The 23,157-nt window shown below is 62.4% G+C and carries 23 protein-coding genes and 6 tRNA genes; 17 read left to right on the top strand and 12 right to left on the bottom strand.

Translation table 11 applies throughout. The features are described 5' to 3' along the window. Window positions 1-216: 216 nt before the first annotated feature. The 3 genes from LU682_RS03420 to LU682_RS03410 form a co-directional block, all read right to left on the bottom strand. Window positions 217-1,512, bottom strand: a complete 1,296-nt coding sequence (locus LU682_RS03420) for a tyrosine-type recombinase/integrase (protein ID WP_060489696.1) — start codon at window positions 1,510-1,512, stop codon at window positions 217-219. A gap of 161 nt (window positions 1,513-1,673) precedes the next feature. After that, a tRNA-Thr gene (locus tag LU682_RS03415) sits at window positions 1,674-1,749 on the bottom strand. A 71-nt stretch (window positions 1,750-1,820) separates the two neighbouring features. Further along, on the bottom strand, window positions 1,821-2,231 hold the full coding sequence (locus LU682_RS03410; RefSeq protein WP_010951892.1) for a pilin: 411 nt from the start codon (window positions 2,229-2,231) through the stop codon (window positions 1,821-1,823). Between the two features lie 216 nt (window positions 2,232-2,447). Here LU682_RS03410 and LU682_RS03405 point away from each other — a divergent pair, with 216 nt between their 5' ends. Genes LU682_RS03405 through yacG form a run of 4 tightly spaced genes read left to right on the top strand, consistent with a single transcriptional unit; the run spans window position 2,448 to window position 5,345 of the window. Continuing rightward, window positions 2,448-3,656: a type II secretion system F family protein gene (locus LU682_RS03405; protein ID WP_010951891.1), complete on the top strand. Its 1,209-nt coding sequence runs from the start codon at window positions 2,448-2,450 to the stop codon at window positions 3,654-3,656. 2 nt (window positions 3,657-3,658) lie between these two features. Beyond that, window positions 3,659-4,525, top strand: coding sequence for a prepilin peptidase (locus tag LU682_RS03400; RefSeq protein ID WP_010951890.1), 867 nt, complete (start codon window positions 3,659-3,661; stop codon window positions 4,523-4,525). After that, a complete protein-coding gene (coaE, locus tag LU682_RS03395) occupies window positions 4,525-5,148 on the top strand; it encodes a dephospho-CoA kinase (RefSeq protein ID WP_004575721.1) in 624 nt (207 codons plus the stop codon). The genes LU682_RS03400 and coaE overlap by 1 nt, the downstream gene beginning before the upstream one ends. After that, window positions 5,145-5,345: a DNA gyrase inhibitor YacG gene (gene yacG, locus LU682_RS03390; RefSeq protein WP_010951889.1), complete on the top strand. Its 201-nt coding sequence runs from the start codon at window positions 5,145-5,147 to the stop codon at window positions 5,343-5,345. Before coaE ends, yacG begins: the two co-directional genes overlap by 4 nt. A gap of 111 nt (window positions 5,346-5,456) precedes the next feature. Here the strand turns inward: yacG and LU682_RS03385 are convergent, their stop codons facing one another. Beyond that, the gene (locus LU682_RS03385) at window positions 5,457-6,164 is read right to left on the bottom strand and encodes an energy-coupling factor ABC transporter permease (protein WP_049588121.1); all 708 of its coding nucleotides are present in this window, start codon (window positions 6,162-6,164) and stop codon (window positions 5,457-5,459) included. 86 nt (window positions 6,165-6,250) lie between these two features. Between LU682_RS03385 and LU682_RS03380 the strand changes: the two genes are divergently transcribed. The 4 genes from LU682_RS03380 (at window position 6,251) to LU682_RS03365 (ending at window position 9,053) form a co-directional block, all read left to right on the top strand. Continuing rightward, window positions 6,251-6,682: a hypothetical protein gene (locus tag LU682_RS03380; protein WP_049588119.1), complete on the top strand. Its 432-nt coding sequence runs from the start codon at window positions 6,251-6,253 to the stop codon at window positions 6,680-6,682. A 55-nt stretch (window positions 6,683-6,737) separates the two neighbouring features. Beyond that, a complete protein-coding gene (locus LU682_RS03375) occupies window positions 6,738-7,367 on the top strand; it encodes a DUF1780 domain-containing protein (protein ID WP_003247546.1) in 630 nt (209 codons plus the stop codon). Window positions 7,368-7,499: 132 nt separating this feature from the next. Then, a complete protein-coding gene (locus tag LU682_RS03370; protein WP_008091951.1) occupies window positions 7,500-7,673 on the top strand; it encodes a DUF3094 domain-containing protein in 174 nt (57 codons plus the stop codon). A gap of 84 nt (window positions 7,674-7,757) precedes the next feature. Further along, entirely contained in the window at window positions 7,758-9,053 is a 1,296-nt protein-coding gene (locus LU682_RS03365; protein ID WP_003247549.1) for an NAD(P)/FAD-dependent oxidoreductase, read from the top strand. A gap of 190 nt (window positions 9,054-9,243) precedes the next feature. On the opposite strand, the gene LU682_RS03360 is transcribed toward LU682_RS03365, so the two are convergent. The 8 genes from LU682_RS03360 to rluD all read right to left on the bottom strand — a co-directional run bounded on the left by LU682_RS03360 (window position 9,244) and on the right by rluD (window position 14,562). Further along, window positions 9,244-9,319 (bottom strand) — tRNA-Lys (locus tag LU682_RS03360). A gap of 5 nt (window positions 9,320-9,324) precedes the next feature. After that, window positions 9,325-9,401, bottom strand: a tRNA-Pro gene (locus tag LU682_RS03355). A gap of 46 nt (window positions 9,402-9,447) precedes the next feature. After that, window positions 9,448-9,523: transfer RNA gene (locus LU682_RS03350), tRNA-Lys, on the bottom strand. Window positions 9,524-9,529: 6 nt separating this feature from the next. Then, window positions 9,530-9,606: transfer RNA gene (locus LU682_RS03345), tRNA-Pro, on the bottom strand. Window positions 9,607-9,610: 4 nt separating this feature from the next. Beyond that, window positions 9,611-9,686 (bottom strand) — tRNA-Asn (locus LU682_RS03340). A gap of 362 nt (window positions 9,687-10,048) precedes the next feature. Continuing rightward, window positions 10,049-12,613: an ATP-dependent chaperone ClpB gene (gene clpB / locus LU682_RS03335; RefSeq protein WP_010951887.1), complete on the bottom strand. Its 2,565-nt coding sequence runs from the start codon at window positions 12,611-12,613 to the stop codon at window positions 10,049-10,051. Between the two features lie 249 nt (window positions 12,614-12,862). Continuing rightward, window positions 12,863-13,603, bottom strand: coding sequence for a peptidoglycan editing factor PgeF (gene pgeF / locus LU682_RS03330; RefSeq protein WP_010951886.1), 741 nt, complete (start codon window positions 13,601-13,603; stop codon window positions 12,863-12,865). Beyond that, a complete protein-coding gene (gene rluD / locus LU682_RS03325; RefSeq protein WP_049588123.1) occupies window positions 13,600-14,562 on the bottom strand; it encodes a 23S rRNA pseudouridine(1911/1915/1917) synthase RluD in 963 nt (320 codons plus the stop codon). The genes pgeF and rluD overlap by 4 nt, the downstream gene beginning before the upstream one ends. Before the next feature lie 147 nt (window positions 14,563-14,709). On the opposite strand from rluD, the gene LU682_RS03320 reads away from it, so the two are divergent. From LU682_RS03320 to LU682_RS03280, 9 genes are all read left to right on the top strand, one after another. After that, entirely contained in the window at window positions 14,710-15,729 is a 1,020-nt protein-coding gene (locus tag LU682_RS03320; RefSeq protein ID WP_003247556.1) for an outer membrane protein assembly factor BamD, read from the top strand. Between the two features lie 94 nt (window positions 15,730-15,823). Next, window positions 15,824-16,054, top strand: a complete 231-nt coding sequence (locus tag LU682_RS03315; protein ID WP_014589594.1) for a PP0621 family protein — start codon at window positions 15,824-15,826, stop codon at window positions 16,052-16,054. A gap of 266 nt (window positions 16,055-16,320) precedes the next feature. Then, entirely contained in the window at window positions 16,321-17,085 is a 765-nt protein-coding gene (locus tag LU682_RS03310) for a FadR/GntR family transcriptional regulator (RefSeq protein ID WP_010951884.1), read from the top strand. Window positions 17,086-17,175: 90 nt separating this feature from the next. Then, window positions 17,176-18,378, top strand: coding sequence for an ABC transporter substrate-binding protein (locus LU682_RS03305; protein WP_010951883.1), 1,203 nt, complete (start codon window positions 17,176-17,178; stop codon window positions 18,376-18,378). A gap of 65 nt (window positions 18,379-18,443) precedes the next feature. Continuing rightward, on the top strand, window positions 18,444-19,304 hold the full coding sequence (locus LU682_RS03300) for a branched-chain amino acid ABC transporter permease (protein ID WP_003247565.1): 861 nt from the start codon (window positions 18,444-18,446) through the stop codon (window positions 19,302-19,304). A gap of 1 nt (window position 19,305) precedes the next feature. After that, window positions 19,306-20,325, top strand: a complete 1,020-nt coding sequence (locus tag LU682_RS03295; RefSeq protein WP_003247567.1) for a branched-chain amino acid ABC transporter permease — start codon at window positions 19,306-19,308, stop codon at window positions 20,323-20,325. Beyond that, on the top strand, window positions 20,325-21,077 hold the full coding sequence (locus LU682_RS03290) for an ABC transporter ATP-binding protein (protein ID WP_010951882.1): 753 nt from the start codon (window positions 20,325-20,327) through the stop codon (window positions 21,075-21,077). The genes LU682_RS03295 and LU682_RS03290 overlap by 1 nt, the downstream gene beginning before the upstream one ends. Beyond that, window positions 21,077-21,772: an ABC transporter ATP-binding protein gene (locus LU682_RS03285; RefSeq protein WP_010951881.1), complete on the top strand. Its 696-nt coding sequence runs from the start codon at window positions 21,077-21,079 to the stop codon at window positions 21,770-21,772. Before LU682_RS03290 ends, LU682_RS03285 begins: the two co-directional genes overlap by 1 nt. Window positions 21,773-21,878: 106 nt before the next feature. After that, a complete protein-coding gene (locus LU682_RS03280) occupies window positions 21,879-23,156 on the top strand; it encodes a Zn-dependent hydrolase (protein WP_010951880.1) in 1,278 nt (425 codons plus the stop codon). Window position 23,157 lies beyond the last annotated feature (1 nt).

The raw sequence follows: 23,157 nt of genomic DNA, 5'->3' as shown, positions 1-23,157 counted from the left end.
CAACAGTGGTGCGAAACACCATATAGCTTTGATACACCTGCTTGTCCGTGTGGGCCAGCGATGTGTTACCAGTCCGGAGGCTAGGATTTTCAACGGTTCCACCAGCCCCGAAACACGAGTTGCACATGAAACACCCCAATTGGTGGCTACGATCCACGAGCATTGACGACCGTAACGTATCGCTGGCTCTCGATGCCTCATGCGTTGCTTGAAATCTCAAATGTCGCTCGCGACAGCATCTCGGTGGGCAAAGTCGTACGGGGTGATCGCTTCCACTCGATTGGCGTCTAAATAATCTGCCCACCACTGCACCATGAGCCTTCGCTCCTGAATGTGTTCTGCTTTGTGGATATACGCTGCGCGCACCGTGTTTCGCTCCTGATGGCTCATCTGTCGTTCGACGGCGTCTTTACTCCACAACCCCGACTCAACTAGTGCTGAACAAGCCATTGTCCTGAAACCGTGGCCGCACAACTCTGACTTCGTGTCATACCCCATGCGTCGAAGGGCCTTGTTGACGGTGTTTTCGCTCATGGGTTTCCAGTGATGGTGATCACCTGCAAATACCAAGTCGAATCGGCCGGTGAGATCGCGGATTCGCTCCAAGACACTAACTGACTGGCGACTGAGCGGAACCAAGTGTGGTGTGCTCATCTTCGAGCCGCGATGGGAGTTCTTTACGCCCTCGATAGGCGCTCGCTCACCAGGGATTTCCCACATCAACCTTCCCATGTCGATCTCACCCCAGCGAGCGAATCGGAGCTCACTAGAGCGGATAAACACCAGCAAGGTCAGCTGCACCGCGAGCTTGGTCAGGCCGCGCCCGCTGTCGGCATCTATCCGCTGGAGGAGCTCAGGTAAGCGCTCAAATGGCAAAGCAGGCCGGTGCGCTGTTTTGCGGGTAGCCGTGGCGCCTTGCAGATCTATCGCAGGGTTGAAATCCAGATGGCCATGCTGAACCGCCATGCGGAGGATGCCCGTCATGTACTGCCGTAGGCGTGCAGCCGTATCCAAGGTATCCCGCTTTTCCGCCGCCTTCAGTGGAACCAGCAGATCCCGTGTTTTGAGTTCCGCGACCGGGCGATCACCGAGAGTGGGCAACAGGTGGGATTCAATGCGTCGCCACACGGTGGAGGCATGACCAGGTGTCCACTTACGAGCGCAGGCCGCGTGCCATTCCTGAGCAAGCAAACGGAATGTATTCGCCCGGGCGTTAGCCGCTTCCTGTTTGTCCAAGCGCGCCTGCTCGATGGGGTCTTTCCCAGCAGCAAGGAGCTCAAGCGCCTGAGCGCGTCGCTCCCTGGCCGCTTTCAAGCCGAGCGCCGGATAGTTGCCAAACGTAGCTAAACCATCACGGCCATCAGGTTTGGTGTACTTCATACGCCAAGTCTTGACCCCTGACGGCTTCACCAGCAGGTAGAGGCCTTTGCCATCGAACAGCTTGTAGTCCTTCTCCCGAGGCTTGGCCGCATCACATTTGGGATCGGTGAGAGGCACCACTGTGCGCGCCATAGGGATACGTTTCCTTGTCGAACCGAGATATCCCTAACCATATCCCTAAATCGCGTAGATGCCCAGAGACAAAACGAGACAGACAGAAACAACAAAACCCGCGCTAGGCGGGCTTTGCGGGGTGTTTCGTAGACAGTCATAGACTTCTGGAAACTGGTCTCTGGTGCCGGAGACAGGAATCGAACCTGCGACCTTCGCGTTACGAGTGCGCTGCTCTACCGACTGAGCTACACCGGCGTGTAGCGCAACGTACCACTGCTCACACCCGTAACGCAAACCCCTGTTTCCGCTGGTTTATTGCCCTGCCCTCAAGCCCCCTTGCACCCTTTGGGCGCCAGGTCGTCCTCGATGTCGGTCGTGCACGCCCAGCCGCTGGTCGAACGCGTCAGGGTCAGGGCCTTGCCCAGCGCGTTGGCAGGCGCATCCACCAGGGTGCAGACAATGCTGCCGCTGCCATCTGCGGCCTTGCCGCTGGCCGTGATCGCACAATGCGCCGTCGCTGGCTGGCCACCCAGGGCGGCTACATCCGCTACATCCTTCCCATCATTCAGCCGCAGATCCATCGCCGTCTTCAGGGCGCTGATCTCCAGCAACCCGGCCGCGGCCTTGGAGCGTGCCTGGTGGTTGGTGTACATCGGTAAGGCGATGGTCGCCAGAATGCCGATGATCGCGACGACGATCATCAGTTCGATCAGGGTGATACCGCGTTGCCCTTTCATGAACGTAGTTCCTTTTTGATTCGCTTACACATTGAGGTCAGTTGCGCCCCAACCGGCAGCGGCGCAGTAGGCCTGAACAGACACCTTTTGTCACCCCTGCCCGCACGGGCGTCATCTTCGCTGAACTACTCTAGTGAGCATCACGGACGCGTGCCCTTGCATGGACGCGGCAAGCTGTTTCCAGGCTTGTCGCCGGGGCTGAACAAGGACCTTTGCATGACTTCATCTTCACTTCTCTACCACTGGCACGGCACCGACGCCAACGGCGCGCCGGTCAGCGGCCAAACACCCGGGCGCAGCCCGGCTTATGTGCGCGCCGGGCTGATTCGCCAGGGCATCACGGTGGCGAGTTTGCGGCCGGCCAGCGGGCTGGCGTTCAGCTTGCCAAAGCGGCGCGAAAAGGCTGACCCGGCGGGGTTCAGCCGGCAGTTGGCGACGTTGCTCAAGGCCGGCGTGCCGCTGCTGCAGGCGTTCGAGGTGATGGGCCGCAGTGGTTGCGATGCGGCGCAGGCGGCGCTGCTGGAAAGATTGAAACAGGATGTGGCCTCGGGCCTGGGGTTGGCGGATGCGTTGCAGCGTCACCCGGCATGGTTCGATGCGCTGTATTGCAACCTGGTACGGGTGGGCGAGCAGTCCGGTACGCTCGACCGGCAACTGGAGCAACTGGCGGGCATGCTGGAACAGCGTCGGGTGCTGCACAAGAAGGTGCGCAAGGCAATGATCTACCCGCTGCTGCTGTTGCTGACCGGGCTGGGGGTGTCGGCGATCTTGTTGCTGGAGGTGATTCCTAAATTCGAGAGCATGTTCTCGGGCATGGGTGCGGCGTTGCCGGCATTTACCCAATGGGTGATCAACTTGTCCACAGGGCTGAGCCGGTTTGCGCCGCTGCTGCTGGTGATGGGCGTGGTGATGGGTGTTGCCGTGCGCCAGCTTTACCGGCAGCACGCGCCAGCGCGCCTGTGGATATCTCGACGGGTGCTGGGCTTGCCCGTGTTTGGCAAGTTGCTGGGGCAGGCCGCGCTGGCGCGGTTTGCGCGCAGCCTGGCAACGTCCTACGGCGCCGGGGTGCCGTTGCTGGATGCGCTGGGGACGGTGGCGCGGGTAACGGGTGGCGACCTGCACGAGCAGGCGGTGTTGCGGCTGCGCCAAGGCATGGCCAATGGGCAAGGGCTGAACCAGGCGATGGCCGGTGAACCGCTGTTCCCCCCCTTGCTGGTGCAGTTGACGGCCATCGGTGAATCCAGCGGCACGCTGGACCAGATGCTGGAAAAAGCCGCCAGCCATTACGAGGAACAGGTCAGCCAGGCGCTGGATCAGTTGACCAGCCTGCTGGAGCCGGCCATCGTGCTGATCCTGGGCTTGCTGGTGGGTGGCCTGGTGGTGGCGATGTACCTGCCGATCTTCCAGTTGGGTAGTTTGATCTGAACATGACTTTATGGGCTTTGCTGGCTGAACAGCCAGCGTATTTCCTCACCCTTGCCACGGTGCTCGGCCTGCTGGTGGGCAGCTTTATCAACGTGCTGGTGTATCGCCTGCCGATCATGCTGGAGCGGCAATGGCAGCGTGAGGCGCAAGAGGTATTGGGGCTGCCGACCACGCAGCACGCGCGTTTCGACCTGTGCCTGCCCGCCTCCCGGTGCCCACACTGCGCGCACCGGATTCGTGCGTGGGAGAACATTCCGGTCATCAGCTACCTGGCCTTGGGCGGGCGCTGTTCGTCCTGCAAAAACCGCATCAGCCTGCGTTACCCGGTAGTGGAAGTGGCCAGCGCGCTGCTGTCGCTGGTAGTGGCCTGGCGCTTCGGCGCTTCGGTAGAGGCGTTGGTGGCTCTGCCGCTGACCTGGTGCCTGCTGGCGCTGAGCCTGATCGATGCGGACCACCAGCTGCTGCCGGATGTGCTGGTGCTGCCGACCATGTGGCTAGGGCTGATCGTCAATGCCTTTGGCATCCATGTGCCCCTGGCCGACGCACTGTGGGGCGCAGTGGCCGGGTACCTCAGCCTGTGGACGGTGTACTGGGTGTTCAGGCTGGTCACCGGCAAGGAAGGCATGGGCTATGGCGATTTCAAGCTGATGGCGCTGATCGGGGCGTGGGGGGGTTGGCAGGTGCTGCCGTTGACGCTGCTGTTGTCGTCGGTGGTGGGGGCGCTGTTTGGCCTGTGCCTGCTGCGTTTTCGCCGGGATGCCATGGGCACGGCAATCCCGTTTGGCCCTTATCTGGCAATTGCGGGGTGGATTGCCGTGCTCTGGGGTGATGAAATATACGCCTCATACATGCAACTGCTTGGATACTGATGACCACTGCGGCCTTTACCCCCTGGATTCTCGGCCTGACCGGCGGCATTGGTAGCGGTAAAAGCGCCGCTGCCGAGCGCTTTGTCGAGCTTGGCGTGCACCTGGTCGATGCGGACCAGGCGGCGCGCTGGGTTGTCGAACCTGGCCGCCCGGCCCTGGCCAGCATCGTCGAGCGCTTCGGCCCGGGCGTGCTGCAGGGTGACGGCCAGCTCGATCGCGCCGCCCTGCGCCAGCTGATATTCGCCGACCCGGCGCAACGCAAATGGCTGGAACAACTGCTGCACCCGCTGATCGGTCAGGAGATTTTCAGCTATCTGGCCAAGGCGCAGTCGCCTTATGCGGTCTATGTGTCGCCGCTGCTGATCGAATCGGGCCAGCACCATAAGACCCAACGCGTACTGGTGATCGATGCGCCGCAGGACCTGCAAATAGCCCGTACCCTGGCGCGGGACAACACCAGTGCCGAGCACGTGCAGGCCATTTTGCAGGCGCAGTTGGCCCGTGAGGATCGCTTGCGCCATGCCGATGATGTGGTGGTCAACGACGGCGGCCTGGCCGCGCTGCACGAGCAGATTGACCGCCTGCACCACTTTTACCTGACTTTGAAAGGAGGCCAGCCATGAGCCAGCCATTGACCGTCGATTGCCCAACTTGCGGCGCGCCTGTGGAATGGAGCGAAAAAAACGCGTTCCGGCCGTTTTGTTCGGACCGTTGCAAACTGATCGACCTGGGCGCCTGGGCGGCTGAGGAGCACAAGATTGCGGGGTCGGAAGAGTCCGAAGATGAGCTGTATTCGGGGGACCTGGAGCCGCGGCATTGAGCTGATCCACCAATACAACGCGGGCCCACAACCCGCGCGGTACCTGTGGGAGCGGGCAAGCTCTGAGTGCTGTGCATTACCCCCGAAGAGGCCGGCACAGCCACCACACATTCACCGCTCATCTTCCTTCCAGGGCGCCTGCAAATACCGCGTCCGGTTGAAGGTTTCCAGCCACTCGGGGCAAAACACCACCAGCGCACTTATCACCATGCCGTTGATGAACGCCTCGGGGAACATCATCAGCCACAGGTAGCCGACAAAGTCGCTGAGCCATTCCGGCAGGGCAAACCGCCCGTCGAGCCACAACACCCCTAGCGCCGCCGGTACGCAAACCAGCACGGTGAGCGCTGCCGGGAAGAACCCCGAACAAAAAATATAAACGAACAGGTTTCGCGGCTGGGCGCGCTCGACCACTATCGCGCACACCTCAGTAATCAGCACCGGCAAACCAATCAGCATCAAGCCGTTCACCCCCAACGCCGCCAGGTCTTGTCGCCCAAGCGCCAGCAAGCCGAGCTGGGCCATGAAGCCACCCAGCACCGCCAGCGGCCAGTCCAGCAACAGGGTGACCGCCGTCATGCCAATAAAGTGGTACGACACCCCGGTATCAAAGTCGCGCCGCACCAGCCACAGCGCAAACAGGCAGAACACCGTGCCAAACAGCAAATGCTGGCGGCGCCGGTCGGTAAACAGTTCCACCCAGCGAACCCGGCTGACCGCCCAGATCAGCAACGGCACATAACCCAGCCAGCCAAGGGTAAGGGTGGTGCCGGATAACACCTGCGCGCTGATCACCTGAACAATACCCTTTGCGGCCATGTGGATAAAACCGAGTCTACACCCATTCTCCCATTCCTTCGGCTGCGGTAGGCTGACGCTTCCATTCGATGCAGGAAGCATTGGTCATGCTGGAAGGAACCAACCCCGCCCTGCTACTGGCAGCGGCACTCAACGCCATCATCGGTGTAATTCACCTGGCCATCATCGCCGTGGGGCCGCGTTGGTACCGTTTGTTCGGGGCCGGTGAGCGCATGGCGGTGGCCGCCGAGAAGGGCCGCTGCTACCCGGCGCTGATCACCGCCGCCATCGCCTGCGTGTTGCTGGCCTGGTCGGCCTATGCGCTGTCGGCTGCCGGGGCGATCGGGCGGCTGCCCTTGCTGCTGCCAGTCATTTGCCTGATCACCCTGGTGTACTTGCTACGCGGCCTGCTGGGGCCAGTATTGCTGGCGGGCACCGGGCGTTCGCAGCGTTTTATCGTGGTCAGTTCGCTGATCTGCCTGGGCTTTGGCGTGGTGCATCTGGTCGGGCTGGTGCAACAGTGGCCAGTGCTGGGCTGATTCTCACGCTTAAACAGCATCTTACCGTCATCGATTAGCGGCTAAGCTTGTCTGCATGGATGACTCAGACTACCTGCGCCTGCTTACCATCCAGGCCGAACAAGCCAATGCCTTTCTCTCCAACGCCCGTAAGTGGGAGCGGGAGCGTTGGGTGTGCCAGCGCCTGTTGCAGGGGCTGAACATTCCCTACCGCAGCGAGGACTTCACCCCGGCGGGGCAGGAGCCACCTGACGTGCTGTTCCGCGACGCCGCCTTCGAGGTGTTTTTCGTGCTCGACGAGGGCCGCCGGCTGAACGATGAATGGCGCGAGGAGCTGCAGCGGCGACGCAGTGCGTTTTCCCTGGCGCAGCTGGTACGCCGCGAAGCACGCCCACGGCGCATCAGTGCCACCGAACTGCTGGGGCGCCTGGCGCCCACCTTGCGCAAGAAGGCGCACAATTACCGGGAACGCGGGCTGGAGCTGAACGAGCTGGACATCATCGCGTTCTCCAGCCTCAAGCGCGAAGTGCTCGACCTCAACACCCACTTCCCGCCGCCTACCGAATACCTGCGCCAGGGCTGGCGCTCGCTGTCGCTGGTCGGGCCAACCTTTGCCCGGGTACTGTTTGCCCACCCCGATGCGCCGGATTTCCTGCGCGGCAACCTGGGCCGCAGCATCGTCTTCGACGTAGGCATCAGTCTTTGATCCAGTGCAGCGACTGTTTGCGATGGCGTACACTCGGCGCCAGGGATAGAAAGCATTATCATTTGTTTCAAGCGCCTGCGCGAACGCTGTAGCGTTTGCGCAGTCACAAACGTCTACCTGACGAGGCCCACCATGACCAGTCGCCTGAACCCGGAAGATCAGCGTCGTGTCGATGAGTATCTGCGAGCCCCCCAGCACCAAGTCGAGCGCAGGCCCTTCCGGCCGTGGCTGCTCCTTGTGCTGGTGCTGGCCGTGACCATCGGGTTGGGTCTCATCAGCCGCCTGCTGAGTGGACTGGTGCTATGAGCTGCTTCGCGCTCGCCCTCCCCTCGTGCAGTTTGCGGCCGGCCCCCAGGGCCACGAATTCCGTAAACCTTATGAGATATTCCCATGACTCATCGCATCGTGATTGTCGGCGGCGGCGCCGGCGGCCTGGAACTGGCGACCCGCCTGGGTAAAAGCCTGGGCAAGCGCAAGCAGGCCGAAATCACCCTGGTCGACACCAACCTCACGCACATCTGGAAGCCACTGCTGCACGAAGTGGCCGCCGGCTCGCTGAACTCCTCGGAAGACGAACTGAACTACGTGGCCCAGGCCAAGTGGAACCACTTCAATTTCCAGCTGGGGCGCATGAGCGGCCTGGACCGTGAAGGCAAGCAGATTCAACTGGCTGCCACCCTCGACGAAGAGGGCCGCGAGCTGCTGCCTGCGCGCACCCTGGGCTACGACACCCTGGTGATTGCCGTGGGCTCCAACACCAACGACTTCGGCACCCTGGGCGCAGCGCAGCACTGCCTGTTCCTGGATACCCGCAAGCAGGCCGAGCGTTTCCACCAGCAACTGCTCAACCACTACCTGCGTGCCCACGCCGGCGACGTGGCCAGCGAGAAAATCAGCGTAGCCATTGTCGGCGCCGGTGCCACCGGTGTAGAGCTGGCGGCCGAGCTGCACCACGCTGCCCACGAGCTGGCGGCCTATGGCCTGGACCGCATCCAGCCCAAGGACATGCACATCACCCTTATCGAGGCGGGCCCGCGCGTTCTGCCAGCGCTGCCGGAGCGCATCAGCGTACCGGTTCACAAAACCCTGGAAAAACTCGGGGTGAAGGTGATGACCAACGCCGCAGTCAGTGAAGTGACCGAGGACGGCCTGAAAACCAAGGACGGTGAAGTGATCCAGGCCAGCCTGAAGGTGTGGGCAGCCGGTATCCGCGCGCCAGGTTTCCTCAAGGACATCGATGGCCTGGAAACCAACCGCATCAACCAGCTGGTCGTGCGCCCTACCCTGCAAACCACCCGCGACGACAACATCTTCGCCTTCGGTGACTGCGCCGCCTGCCCGCAACCCGGCAGCGATCGTAACGTGCCGCCGCGCGCACAGGCGGCGCACCAGCAGGCTTCGATGCTGGCGCAAAGCCTGAAGGCGCGCCTGGAGAACAAGGCCCTGCCGACGTACGAGTACAAGGACTATGGCTCGCTGGTGTCGCTGTCGCGCTTCTCGGCGGTGGGCAACCTGATGGGTAACCTGATGGGCAGCGTGAAGCTGGAAGGCTGGCTGGCGCGCATGTTCTATGTGTCGCTGTACCGCATGCACCAGATGGCGCTGTACGGGTTCTTCCGCACGGCGTTGATGATGCTGGGCAGCAAGATTGGCCGGGGTACCGAGCCGCGCCTGAAGTTGCACTAACAGGCGCCCCCATGCCCTGTAGGCGCGGGTTTACCTGTGAATGCGATGGTGGCTGCACTGCCGCATTCGCGGGTGAACCCGCTCCTACATAGGGGCGGTGTGGCAAATAGATGCAGGTGGGATTGCGCCGATGGGCGCATTTTTCGAGGCAAAAGAAAAAGGGCATCTCATGCGAGATGCCCTTTGTTCATGGTGGGTCGTGTAGGATTCGAACCTACGACCAATTGGTTAAAAGCCAACTGCTCTACCAACTGAGCTAACGACCCAAAAATGGTCGGGGTGAGGGGATTCGAACTCCTGACATCCTGCTCCCAAAGCAGGCGCGCTACCGGACTGCGCTACACCCCGAGTGTTTCAAAAAAAAGGGCATCTCTTTGAGATGCCCTTTTCTACATGGTGGGTCGTGTAGGATTCGAACCTACGACCAATTGGTTAAAAGCCAACTGCTCTACCAACTGAGCTAACGACCCGGAAAATGGTCGGGGTGAGGGGATTCGAACTCCTGACATCCTGCTCCCAAAGCAGGCGCGCTACCGGACTGCGCTACACCCCGAGATTGGCTCCGCGACCTGGACTCGAACCAGGGACCCAATGATTAACAGTCATTTGCTCTACCGACTGAGCTATCGCGGAACTGAACTTCGGTACAACTCCGAAGACTGTGTTCGCTTCGGACTCTTTAGCTTCTTCGCTTTCGCGTTGTCGCTGCTGAGGCCGGCTATTCTACATTCTTCGTTTTGCTTGTCAACCACTTTTTTTCATTCAACTTACTGATTTGTAAGTTGTTTTGCGATCACCGATGTTGCTGGTGTTTCGCTTAGTGCCTGACAACGCGGCGTATATTAGGGGCACTCTAAATTTGATGCAAGCAAAAATTTCAAAAATTTCAGGCGGTTACCCCGGGTTGGCCCAAAGGCCCGAAATAGCTGGGCTGTGCCGGCATTGGCAACAGGCAAAAAAAGCCCCGCAAACGCGGGGCTCATGGTGCAACACAATCAGCCAAAGACGATTTCGTCGCCTTCCACCTTGGCGGTGATCGCCGTACCGGGCAGGAACTTGCCGGCCAGAATCAGCTGCGCCAGCGGGTTCTCGATCCAGCGCTGGATCGCACGCTTCAGCGGCCGCGCGCCGTACACCGGGTCATAACCCACGGCAATCAGCTTGTCCAACGCCTCTGGGCTCAGGCTCAACGACAGTTCGCGCTCCAGCAGGCGGCTGCGCAGGCGGCCGAGCTGGATTTCTGTAATACCGGCAATCTGCTCGCGGCCCAAAGGCTCGAACACCACCACTTCGTCGATGCGGTTGATGAATTCCGGACGGAAGTGCGCCCCCACCGCATCCATCACTGCCGCACGCTGTGCCTCGCGGTCACCCACCAGTTCCTGAATCTGCGCCGAGCCCAGGTTGGAGGTCATCACGATCACGGTGTTGCGGAAGTCCACGGTGCGCCCGTGGCTGTCGGTCAGGCGGCCGTCTTCCAGCACCTGCAACAGCACGTTGAACACATCCGGGTGGGCTTTTTCCACCTCGTCCAGCAGCACCACCGAGTAAGGCTTGCGCCGCACGGCCTCGGTCAGGTAACCGCCCTCTTCATACCCTACATAGCCTGGTGGTGCACCGATCAGGCGCGCGACGGAGTGCTTCTCCATGAATTCGGACATGTCGATGCGCACCATCGCCTCTTCGGTGTCGAACAGGAACTCGGCCAGCGCCTTGCACAGTTCGGTCTTGCCCACACCGGTCGGGCCGAGGAACAGGAACGAACCACTTGGCCGGTTCGGGTCGGACAGCCCGGCACGCGAGCGGCGTACGGCGTTGGCTACGGCGGTTACCGCCTCGCTCTGGCCAATCACGCGCTGGTGCAGCAGCTCTTCCATCTTCAGCAGCTTCTCACGCTCGCCTTCGAGCATCTTGGCCACAGGAATGCCGGTCCATTTCGATACCACTTCGGCAATTTCTTCCTCGGTGACCTTGTTGCGCAGCAACTGGTTGTCGGTCTTGCCGTGCTGGTCGACCATCTGCAGGCTGCGCTCCAGGTCCGGGATCACCCCGTACTGCAGTTCGGCCATGCGGTTCAGGTCGCCTTTGCGACGGGCGGCTTCCAGCTCCTGGCGAGACTGCTCGATCTTTTGCTGGATCTGCGCCGAGCCCTGCACTTCAGCTTTCTCCGAAGCCCAGATTTCTTCCAGGTCGGAATACTCACGCTCCAGCCGCTCGATTTCCTCGGTCAGCTTCTCCAGGCGCTTTTTCGCCGCTTCGTCTTCTTCTTTCTTCAGCGCCTGCGACTCCACCTTCAGCTGGATCAGGCGGCGATCAAGGCGGTCGAGCACTTCCGGCTTGGAGTCGATCTCCATGCGGATGCGGCTGGCCGCTTCGTCGATCAGGTCAATGGCCTTGTCCGGCAGCTGGCGGTCGGTGATGTAGCGATGGCTGAGCTTGGCCGCAGCGATGATTGCACCGTCGGTGATGGCCACCTTGTGGTGCACTTCATAGCGCTCTTTCAGGCCACGCAGGATGGCGATGGTGTCTTCCTCGCTCGGCTCCTCGACCAGCACCTTCTGGAAACGGCGCTCCAGGGCGGCGTCCTTTTCGATGAACTGGCGGTACTCGTTCAGCGTGGTGGCACCTACGCAATGCAGCTCGCCGCGGGCCAGGGCCGGCTTGAGCATGTTGCCGGCGTCCATGGCGCCCTCGCCTTTGCCGGCGCCGACCATGGTGTGCAGTTCGTCGATGAACAGGATGATCTGGCCTTCCTGCTTGGACAGTTCGTTCAGCAGGCTTTTCAAGCGCTCTTCGAACTCACCGCGGTACTTGGCACCGGCAATTAGCGCGCCCATGTCCAGCGCCAACAGGCGCTTGCCTTTGAGGCCGTCGGGCACTTCACCATTGATGATGCGCTGGGCCAGGCCTTCGGCGATGGCGGTTTTACCCACGCCAGGCTCACCGATCAGCACCGGGTTGTTCTTGGTACGGCGTTGCAGCACCTGCACGGTACGGCGGATTTCATCGTCACGGCCAATGACCGGGTCCAGCTTGCCCTCTTCGGCACGCTTGGTCAGGTCGACGGTGTATTTGTCCAGCGCCTGGCGCGATTCCTCGGCGTTGGCGTCATTCACTGCCGCGCCGCCACGCAGGTTGTTGATGGCATTTTCCAGCGCTTTCTTGCTCACGCCCTGGCTCAGCAGCAGCTTGCCGAGCTTGCTGTTTTCGTCCATGGCGGCCAACAGCACCAGCTCGCTGGAAATGAACTGGTCGCCCTTCTGCTGTGCCAGGCGGTCTGCCTGGTTAAGCAGACGTGCCAAGTCCTGCGACATGTTCACGTCGCCGGTAGGGTTCTGTATTTTCGGCAGTTGGTCGAGCTCTTTCACCAGCCCCTGGCGCAGGCCATTGATGTCGAAGCCTACCTGCATCAGCAGCGGTTTGATGGAGCCGCCCTGCTGTTCGAGCAGCGCCTGTAACAGGTGCACGGGCTCGATGGCAGGGTGGTCCATGCCAACGGCCAAAGACTGGGCATCGGATATTGCAAGTTGCAGCTTGCTGGTTAAACGGTCTATTCGCATGGTGTACCTTCCTTTAAAGGGCAGGTCGGAGCGATGGACAGCGCCTGTTTATAAAGAAACCTGCCTGAGATGACTTTATAGATAAGGCTGATTCTGGAAGATTCAAGCTTAGCGGGGTTGACCAAAGTCAACCTGTTGGATTAACGGGGGCCATTCGCGGGCATGCTCGCCCCCACAGGTACACCACCAGTTTCAACGTTTGCGGAATCTCTGTGGGAGCGGGCGTGCCCGCGAAGAGGCCGGTACAGGCTAGCGCGGGTCCAGCCAGACCAACGATGCAAAACGCCCACCCTGCGGGGTACGGCGATAGGAGAAGAACCGCGCATCACTGACCGTGCACAAGCCACCGCCATAAACAGCAGTCACGCCACGGGCAGCCAGGCGAATACGCGCCAGCTCATAGATATCCGCCAACAGCTTGCCTGGCCGTTCGCCGTCGACGAATGCCCGAGCTGCTTGCGGGTGCACGGCGGTAAAGGCATCACGCACTTCCAGCCCCACTTCGAATGCTTGCGGGCCGATGGCAGGCCCCAACCACACCAGCACCTCTTCTGGCGGCAGCGCCAGCCGGTCCAGCGTGGCTTCCAGCACGCCACCCGCCAGCCCACGCCAGCCAGCATGCGCCGCCGCCACGCGGGTGCCCGCGCGGTCGCAGAACAGCGCAGGCAGGCAATCGGCGGTCATCACGGTGCAGGCAATGCCAGGCTGGCGGGTCCAGCTGGCATCGGCCTCGGCCACCACGGTCGGGTCGGCATCCGCCACCACCCGCCCATGCACCTGCTTGAGCCAGGCCGGTTGGATGGTGAACTGTTCGCTCAGGCGGCGGCGGTTCTCGGCGACCGCGGCAGGGTCATCCCCAACATGGTCGCCGAGGTTGAAGGTTTCGTAAGGCGGCAGGCTGACGCCGCCCTGACGGGTGGTGACACAGGCGCGGACCGAAGCCGGGGCCGGCCAGTCGGGGAACAGCAACGCCTGCGTCAGGTCACTCATCCGATGAAGCTCTCGCGGTCCTGGTTCAGCAGCGACAGCAACCAGACGAAGTCATCCGGCAGTGGCGATTCCCACTTCATGACTTCACCGGTAATCGGGTGGGCCAAGGCGAGGAAACGCGCATGCAGCGCCTGGCGCGGGAAGGTCTTGACCGCCTCGACCATGGTCGGGCTGGCAGCGGGCGGAATACGAAAGCGCCCGCCGTACGTCTGGTCACCAACCAGTGGGAAACCCACGTGGGCCATGTGCACGCGAATCTGGTGGGTACGGCCGGTTTCCAGCTTGACCCGCACATGGGTGTGCGAGCGGAAGCGCTTGAGTACGCGGTAGTGACTGACCGCCGGCTTGCCGCCGTCGGTTACAGCCATGCGCTGGCGCATGCCGCCGTGGCGGCCGATGGGCGCGTCGATCTTGCCACCGGCAGTCACCACGCCAATCACGATGCACTCGTAGATGCGGCTGACCTTGCGGGCCTGCATCTGCTCGACCAGCTTGGTCTGCGCCTGCAGGGTCTTGGCCACCACCATCAGGCCGGTGGTGTCCTTGTCCAGGCGGTGCACGATACCGGCGCGCGGCACGTTGACGATGTCTGGCACATGGTGCAGCAGCGCGTTGAGCAGGGTGCCGCTGGCATGCCCGGCCGCCGGGTGCACAACCAGCCCGGCAGGCTTGTTGATCACCAGGATGTGGTCGTCTTCGTAGACGATATCCAGTTCGATATCTTCTGCGATCCACTCGCCCTGGGCCTCTTGTTCGGCCTCCAGGGCAAGCTGAGAGCCACCATGAACAAGGTCTCGAGGGCGCACGACTGCACCATCGACCGTCAGGCGGCCCTCTTTGATCCACGAAGTTAGCCGCGAACGCGAGTACTCGGCGAACAATTGGGCGGCGACCTGGTCGAGGCGTTGGCCGCCCAGTTCGGACGGTACCTCTGCGCTAAGTTGAATGATCTCGGACATGCTCGATTCGGCGGGCGCACAGCCTTTGGTTTCGGCTGCGAGCTTGTGGTTAAATACGGCTTCTTTTGTCCCGGGGTTGGCCGGGGCGCTCATCATAACAGGACGGCACCGCCCAAGACAGCGGCCGTCAAAGGGACGCAAGCCGCCATGCGAGTGAAACACCTGCTGCTGATCGCCATCCTCGGGCTTACCGCGGCCTGTTCCTCTAATAAAGAGGTCATTGACGAGAACCTCAGCGAGGCCGAACTGTACCAGCAGGCCCAGGCTGATCTGGACAACTCCAGCTACACCAGCGCCGTGAACAAGCTCAAGGCCCTGGAGTCGCGCTACCCGTTCGGCCGCTATGCCGATCAGGCGCAGCTCGAGCTGATCTACGCCAACTACAAGAATTCCGAGCCCGAGGCCGCCAAGTCGGCCGCCGAGCGCTTCATCCGCCTGCACCCGCAGCACCCGAACGTCGATTACGCCTACTACCTCAAGGGCCTGACCTCGTTCGACCAGGACCGTGGCCTGCTGGCGCGCTTCCTGCCGCTGGACATGACCAAGCGTGACCCGGGCGCCGCCCGCGACTCGTACAACGAGTTCGCCCAGCTGACCAGCCGCTTCCCCAACAGCCGCTACGCGCCAGACGCCAAGCAGCGCATGATCTACCTGCGCAACCTGCTGGCTTCGTACGAAATCCACGTGGCCGACTACTACCTGAGCCGCCAGGCTTATGTAGCGGCTGCCAACCGTGGCCGCTACGTGGTCGAAAACTTCCAGGAAACCCCGTCCGTCGGTGACGGCCTGGCGGTGATGGTCGAGTCGTACCAGAAGCTGCACCTGGACGAACTGGCCGCCACGAGCCTGGAAACCCTCAAGCTCAACTACCCGGATCACCCGAGCCTGGTCGATGGCGAGTTCCAGCCCAAGCAGACCGAGTCTGACGGCCGCGGCTGGCTGTCCAAGGCCACCTTGGGCCTGATCGAAACCGAAACCCCGCTGCCGCCAGGCGAAACCCGCGCCAACCAGGACGTGGTCAAACAGTTCCAGGACGCGCGCGACGAGATGCCGCGAGAGCTGCTGCCTAAAGACGAGAACGGCGACCCAATCGTGCCGGAAGGCCCGAAAGAAGCCGAGAAAGACCGTTCCTGGTTCAGCTACATGACCTTTGGTCTGTTCGACTGACCTTCAGCGGTGAATGAAAGGGAGGCCTTGGGCCTCCCTTTTTTATTGGCCGCGTCCTAGACTGTTGGCTTCTTCAATCGACAAGCTGGACACCATGGTTCGCCTACTTTTCTGGATCGCCCTGATCGCCGCCGCGTTCTGGCTGTGGCGCAAATACAAAGTCAGCCAGCAGTCGCACCCCGAGGCGAAGCTGGATGCGCCGCTGAAGATGGTGCGCTGTGCCCATTGCGGCGTGCACCTGCCCAACGACCGGGCGCTGCAGCAGGGCAATGAGTGGTATTGCAGCCAGGCCCACCTGCAGCAGGGCCCTGGCCACCAAGGCTGAACACGATGTCTGTTCAATCCTGAAACCAATTCGAAATCTGTGGGAGCGGGCTTGCCCGCGAAGCAGGCACCACGGTGTATGGCACCGGCTTCGCCGGTGTTCGCGGGCACGCCCGCTCCCACAGTTTTTATCTGCAATTTCGTGTTCCACATATCCCTCCCCGACCCTTTCACACCATTTACGACCCCTCCCCCCCGCCAGCATTGACCCGTCCGGGCAAAATTCGCTAAATCCTATTTATCCGCATAAATATGAAAAATAGCGAAATGCTCAAACCCAAACGCAAGCGCCAGAAGCTGTCCGATGTGATCGTCGAATCAGTCAAGCGCTCGATCGTCACCGAAGCGCTGCACCCCGGCGACCGCCTGCCTACCGAGCGGGAGCTGATGGAGCATTTCGAATGCTCCAAGGGCACCGCCCGCGAAGCCCTCAAGGCGCTCGAAGTCGAAGGCCTGGTGAGCACCCGCACCGGCCCGACCGGGGGCGCCTACCTGAACGAAGTGGGCACCGAACCAGCCAGCCGCGCACTGCGCAACTACCTGCACTTTCAGCACCTGGACGGCGAACAGGTGTACCAGCTGCGCAAAGTCATCGAGGTAGAACTGGCGGTGTCGGTGATGGGCAAGCTGAGCGAAGCCGATTACGCCGCGTTGCAGGCCAACATCGACTTCTGCAGCGCGCCGGAAGACAGCGAAGAAGGCCAGCGTGAGCAGCGCTTGGCGGAGCTTGAATTCCACACCCTGCTGGCCGACCGCTGCCCCAACCCGTTGCTGCGTTTCATGGCGGTGTTCCTCAACGACCTGCTGCGCGACCTGGTGGTGCTGAAAAAGGCCTACCTGCCCAAGCGCCAGCAGTTCGCCGCCGCCAACATCGGCTACCACAAGCAACTGCTGACCGCCTTGCGCGCCAGCGACGAACCCGCCGTACGCCGGCTGATGCACGAACACATGTGCGACGCCGAGCACCACATGACCGCGCTGGAAGGCGAGGTTGCCCGTAACTTCCTGCTGGAGTTCGATCACCACCACTGATGCGCCTGTAAAGAGGCCTGCACACAGGCCCGGCCGTACCCGCTTTGTCATTGCCACTCCTGCCTAATAACCACAAACAAGGAGTTACTCATGCAAAGACGTACCCTGCTCAAGGCAGGCCTTGCCCTGGGTGCCTTAGGTAGCCTCCCCTTGGGGGCACACCGGGCATTCGCCGACCAACCGCTGACCTTCTATGGGCTCAAGTCCATGTCGGGCGCCTTCGCCAGCTACGGCAAGTACGCCGACATGGGCTCGCGCCTGGCCATCGCCGAGCACCCGCAGTTGCTCGGCCACCCGCTCAAGTACAAAGTCATCGACACCGAAGGCAACGCCGGCAAGGCGGTGCGCAAGGTGCAGGAAGCCATCGGTCAGGATGGTGCACGCTTCTTCCAGGGGTGCACCCTGTCGTCTTCGGCACTGGCAGTGTCCAAGGAAATCCACAAAGCCGGCGGCGTGTTCATGACGCCTGTGGGCGCCGACGAAATCACCGGCAAGGACTGCAATGCCTCAACCTTCCGCTGGTCGGTGCCCACCTATGGTGCCATCCGCGAAACCCTGGTGCCGATGAGCCGCCAGCTGCCCCAGGCCAAGCGCTGGTACACCATCACCCCGCAATACGTATTCGGCGATGCCCTGCTGGACAACGCCCGCAAAGTGTTCGCCGAGCTCGGCGTGGAACACATCGGCAACAGCTACCACTCGCTGCAGGAGCAGGAATTTTCCGGCTACCTGACCAACGCCATCGCCGCCAAGCCCGACGTGCTGGTGCTGCTCAACTTCGGTAGCCAGGCCTCCAACGCCCTGCGCCAGGCGGTCAACTTCGGCATCAAGGACCGCATGAAAGTGCTGATGGTGTGGTCTGCCGGCCTCGACCAGTTCCAGGAGCTGGGCAGCGACGTGCTCGAGGGCGTGTACCTGGGTGCGCAGTACTGGCACCAGGTCGACACCCCGCTGAACAAGCTGTTGGTCGCCGCCACCCGCAAGGCCTATGGCATCAACCCCAACTATCCGCTGGCCGCCGACTACATCGGCACCAAGGTGATGCTCGAAGCCATCGTCAAGGCCGGCAGCCTGGACGGGGCCGCCGTGTCTGCGGCATTGCAGGGCATGCGCTTCCAGGGCCCGACCGGCGAAGAACTGATCCGCCCGGGTGACCACCAGGTGCTCAAGGACTACTACCTGCTGCGCGGCAAGCCCCAGGGGCAGATGCGCGACGAGGACGACCTGGCCGAAGTCATCAGTTCGGGCCGCTCGTTCGTCGAGGTCGATCACACCGGTTGCGCCCTGGCCTGAAGCTGCGGCGTTAGTCACAAACACTTGTACAGGCAGCCGCCCGGCGCGCTGTCGAGGGCACGCTCATGCTCGATTTGTACCTGTTCCAACTGCTCAACGGCCTGGGCCTGGGGATGATCTACTTCCTCATCGCCGTAGGCCTGACGATCATTTTCGGCCTGCTCAACTTCGTCAACTTCGCCCACGGCGCGTTTTTCTTGCTGGGCGCCTACCTGTGCTACACCGCCGTGGCCGTCACCGGCAACTTCTGGCTGGCGCTGCTGATTGCGCCACTGGTGGTGGCCGCGCTGGCCTGGGCGGTCGAGCGCCTGTTGATCAAACGCATCTACCACCTGCCGCACACCTTCCAGATCCTCGTCACCCTCGGCATCGCGCTGATCATCCAGGAAGCGTCGGTGCTGATCTGGGGCCCGGTGGGCAAAAACATTGCCGTGCCACCCGAACTGCGCGGGGTGCTGATACTCGGCGACTTCATCTACCCCTACTACCGCTTGTTCCTGATCGGCTTCGCAGCGCTGATCGGTATTGGCCTGTGGCTGCTGCTGGAACGCACCCGTTTCGGCGCACTGGTGCGGGCCGGTAGCGAAAGCACCGAGACCGTGTCGCTGTTGGGCACCAACATTTTCCGCCTGTTCTCCCTGACATTCGCCCTGGGCGTGGGCCTGGCAGGTGTGGCGGGTGTGCTATTTGCGCCGCTACGGGGCGCCCAGCCCTTCGTCGGCCCGGAAATCCTCGGCATTGCCTTCGTGGTGGTGGTGATTGGCGGCATGGGGTCGTTCGGCGGGGCGCTGGTTGGCGGCCTGCTGGTGGGTGTGGTGCAAAGCATGATGACCAGTCTCTGGCCGCAAGGCGCCAGCCTGATGATCTACGGCGCCATGGCAGCAGTGATTCTGGTCCGTCCCTACGGCCTGTTCGGGAGAGCCTGAGATGAGCGAGAAAAACCCATTGCCAGTCGCCAAGGGCCGCGCCCCGGCGCTGCTGTCGCTGGTAGTTGCCAGCCTGGTGGCGCTGCCGCTGTTGCTGCCCTCGGCCACCCTGGCCACCGAGATCCTGATCTTTGCCATGGCCGCACTGGCCTGCAACCTGCTGCTCGGCTACACCGGACTGCTGTCGTTCGGCCAGGGCATCTTCTTTGGCGTGGGCGCCTATGGCGCAGCGCTGCTGATGATCCACCTGCAGTGGGGCATGTTCGCCGCGCTGCTTGGCGCAGCAGTGTTCGGCGCCTTCCTCGCGCTGCTGGTGGGCGCACTGGCGATCCGTCGCACGGGCATCTACTTCGTCATGCTGACCCTGGCCTTCAGCCAGATGGCCTACTTCCTGGCCTATACCCTCAGCGGCTGGACCGGCGGTGACAACGGCCTGCTTGATGTGCCACGGCCGAATATCGAAATCGCCGGCCATGTGCTAGTCGACCTGGCCGACCCACGGCACTTCTATGTGTTCGTCGCGGTGCTGTTCCTGTTGATCTTCGCCGCAGCCCTGCGGGTGATCCGTTCGCCATTCGGCAGCACCCTGCTGGCTATCCGTGAGAACGAGACCCGCGCCGCCGCCATCGGCTACGACACCCGCCATTTCAAGATTCTGGTGTTCATGCTGTCGGGCGCCATCACCGGCATCGCCGGGGCGCTGTACGCCATGCTGCTGCACTTTGCGCCGCTGTCGAACATCGACCTGATGATGAGCGAGAACATCCTGATCATGACCATCGTCGGCGGCACCGGCTCATTGTTCGGCTCGCTGCTGGGGGCCGGCGCCATCGTGCTGCTGGGTGACGTGCTGTCGGAGCTTTGGCCACGCTGGCTGATGCTGCTGGGGGTGATCCTGATTCTGGTGGTGGTGTTCATGCGTGGCGGCCTGTGGGGCGGCCTGACCGAACTGGGCAAGCGCCTGCTGGCCACGCGCAATGCCGATGACAAACCCCAGGCCAAGACCAAGGAGACCCTGTAATGAGCGACTACCTCCTGGAAACCCGCCACCTGGAGCTGGCCTACGGGCCGTTCAAGGCGGTCGCGGGCGTTGACCTCAAAGTGCGAGCCGGCACCATCCACACCATCATCGGCCCCAACGGCGCCGGCAAGACCAGCCTGTTCCACTGCCTGACCGGCGAGCGTCAGGCCACGGCCGGCAAGATCCTGTTCAATGGCCAGGACATCATTCGCAAGCCGTCCCACGGGCGCGTGGCGCTTGGCATGGCGCGCTCGTTTCAGCTCACCAGCCTGTTCCAGAACCTTTCAGTGCGCGAGAACCTGCGCCTGGCAGCCCAAGGCCGTGATGGCCTGGGCGCGCTGAACTTCTGGCGCAGCGTCGAGCACAAGCGCAGCCACTGGAACACCGCCGACCAGGTGCTGGAGCGCCTGAAACTGAGCGCCCGTGCCGAAACCCTGGCGGGCGAACTGTCGCACGGCCAGCAAAGGGTGCTGGAAGTGGGCATGTCGATCTGTGCCAAGCCCACCCTGCTGATGCTTGACGAACCCACTTCGGGCATGGGCATCGACGACATCCCGGTGATGACCGACCTGATCAGCGACCTTGGCCGCGACCATACCGTGCTACTGATCGAGCACAACATGAGCATTGTCATGTCGATCAGCCAGCGCATCACGGTGATGAGTCACGGCCAGATCCTGGTCGAGGGTACCCCTGAACAGGTGCGCAACGACGAGCGCGTACGCACCGCCTACCTTGGAGAGGCCGCCTGATGCTCAACGTCGATTCGATCCATTCCTACTACGACAAGAGCCATGTGCTCGAAGGCGTCTCGCTCAAGGTCGAGGCAGGCGAACTGGTAACGCTGCTGGGGCGCAACGGCGCAGGCAAGACCACCACCTTGCGCAGCATCCTTGGCATTGTCCGCCCACGACAGGGGCAGATCAGCTTCAACGGCCAGCAGTTGGTCGGCCGCGAAATTTTCGATATCGCCCGGCTCGGCATTGCTCTGGTGCCGGAGCACCGCGGCATTTTCCGCCAGCTCAGCGTGGAGGAGAACCTGAAGATTGCCGTGCGCAAGACCAGTCGCTGGCAGCTGGAGGACGTCTACAGCATGTTCCCGCGCCTGAAGGAGCGGCGCCGCAACGGTGGTTTCGCCCTGTCCGGTGGCGAGCAGCAAATGTTGGCCATCGCCCGCGCCCTGCTCAACGGCCCCAGGCTGCTGATCCTCGACGAGCCCACCGAAGGCCTGGCCCCGGTGATTGTCGATGAACTGGTGAAGATCCTGCGACGGATCAAGGACGAAGGGCTGTCGATCCTGCTGGTAGAGCAGAACCTAATGGTCTGCGATGCCCTTGCTGATCGCCACTATGTGCTGGAGCAGGGCCGCGTCGCTTACCAGGGCAGTGCGGCGCAGTTCCGCGAGGACCCGAGCATCAAGAACCGTTACCTGGCCCTTAGCGCCTGACCCGACCGTGCTTACCTGTACCGGCCACTGCCAGGCCTTTGTAGGAGCGGGTTCACCCGCGAATAGGCCGGTACAAGCAACCCAGTAATTTCAGGAGAGATGAACCATGAACACCCGCATCGATCCCTCGCAGCACCTGCTCGGCCAAGGCCCTCTGATCAACCGCGAGCGCCTGTGGCAATCATTGATGGACCTGGCCCAACTCGGCGCCACCGCCAAGGGCGGCGTATGCCGCCTGGCCCTGACCGACCTCGACCGCCAGGCTCGCGACCTGTTCGTCCATTGGTGCGAGGAGGCCGGCTGCACGGTCAGCGTCGACGCCATCGGCAATATCTTCGCCCGCCGCCCAGGGCGCAACCCTGCCCTGCCGCCCATCATGACCGGCAGCCACATCGACACCCAACCCACCGGCGGCAAGTTCGATGGCTGCTACGGCGTCATGGCCGGCCTCGAAGTGATGCGCACGCTCAACGACCTGCACCTGACCACCGAAGCCCCGCTGGAAGTGGTGGTATGGACCAACGAAGAAGGTTCGCGCTTCCCGCCCTGCATGATGGGCTCGGGCGTGTTTGCCGGTAAATTCGGCCTGCAGGAAACCCTGGACAAGGTCGATGACCAAGGTCTGTCGGTCGGCGCTGAGTTGCAGCGCATCGGCTACGCCGGCCCACGCGTGCCTACCGGGCATGCCGTGGGCGCCTACTTCGAAGCACATATCGAACAAGGCCCGGTGCTGGAAGACCAACGCACCACCATCGGCGTGGTCCAGGGCTGCCTGGGGCAAAAATGGTTCGACCTGACCCTTACCGGCGTCGAGGCGCATGCAGGCCCCACACCCATGCACCTGCGCAAGGACGCATTGGTCGGCGCAGCCGAGGTGGTGGCTGCGGTCAACCGCGTCGCTCACGCGCACCAGCCACATGCCTGCGGCACGGTCGGCTGCCTGACCCTGCATCCAGGTTCGCGCAACGTCATCCCCGGCCAGGTACACATGACCATCGACCTGCGCCACCTCGACCCTGGGCACCTCGACGTCATGGTCAGCGAAGTGCGCGCAGCCATCGAAAACAGCACGGCGAAAAATGGCCTGAGCTATCAGCTGACCCCGACAGCCGACTTCCCGCCACTGTACTTCGCCGAGCAGTGTGTGGATGCCGTGCGCCAGGGGGCGCGTGCGCTGGGCCTGAGCCACATGGATATCGTCAGCGGCGCCGGTCACGATGCGATCTTCCTCGCCGAGCTGGGCCCGGCCGGGATGATCTTCGTGCCATGCGAAGGCGGCATCAGCCACAACGAAATCGAAAATGCCGCGCCCCAGGACCTGGCCGATGGTTGCGACGTCCTGTTGCGCGCCATGTTCCAGGCCGCCAACCCGGGAGCCCGTTGAA

The sequence above is a fragment of the Pseudomonas alloputida genome (assembly GCF_021283545.2).
In the GTDB taxonomy this organism is placed as follows: Bacteria; Pseudomonadota; Gammaproteobacteria; order Pseudomonadales; family Pseudomonadaceae; genus Aquipseudomonas; species Aquipseudomonas alloputida.
Note: the sequence above shows the minus strand (reverse complement) of the source record. Positions and strands in the feature narration are given on the sequence as shown.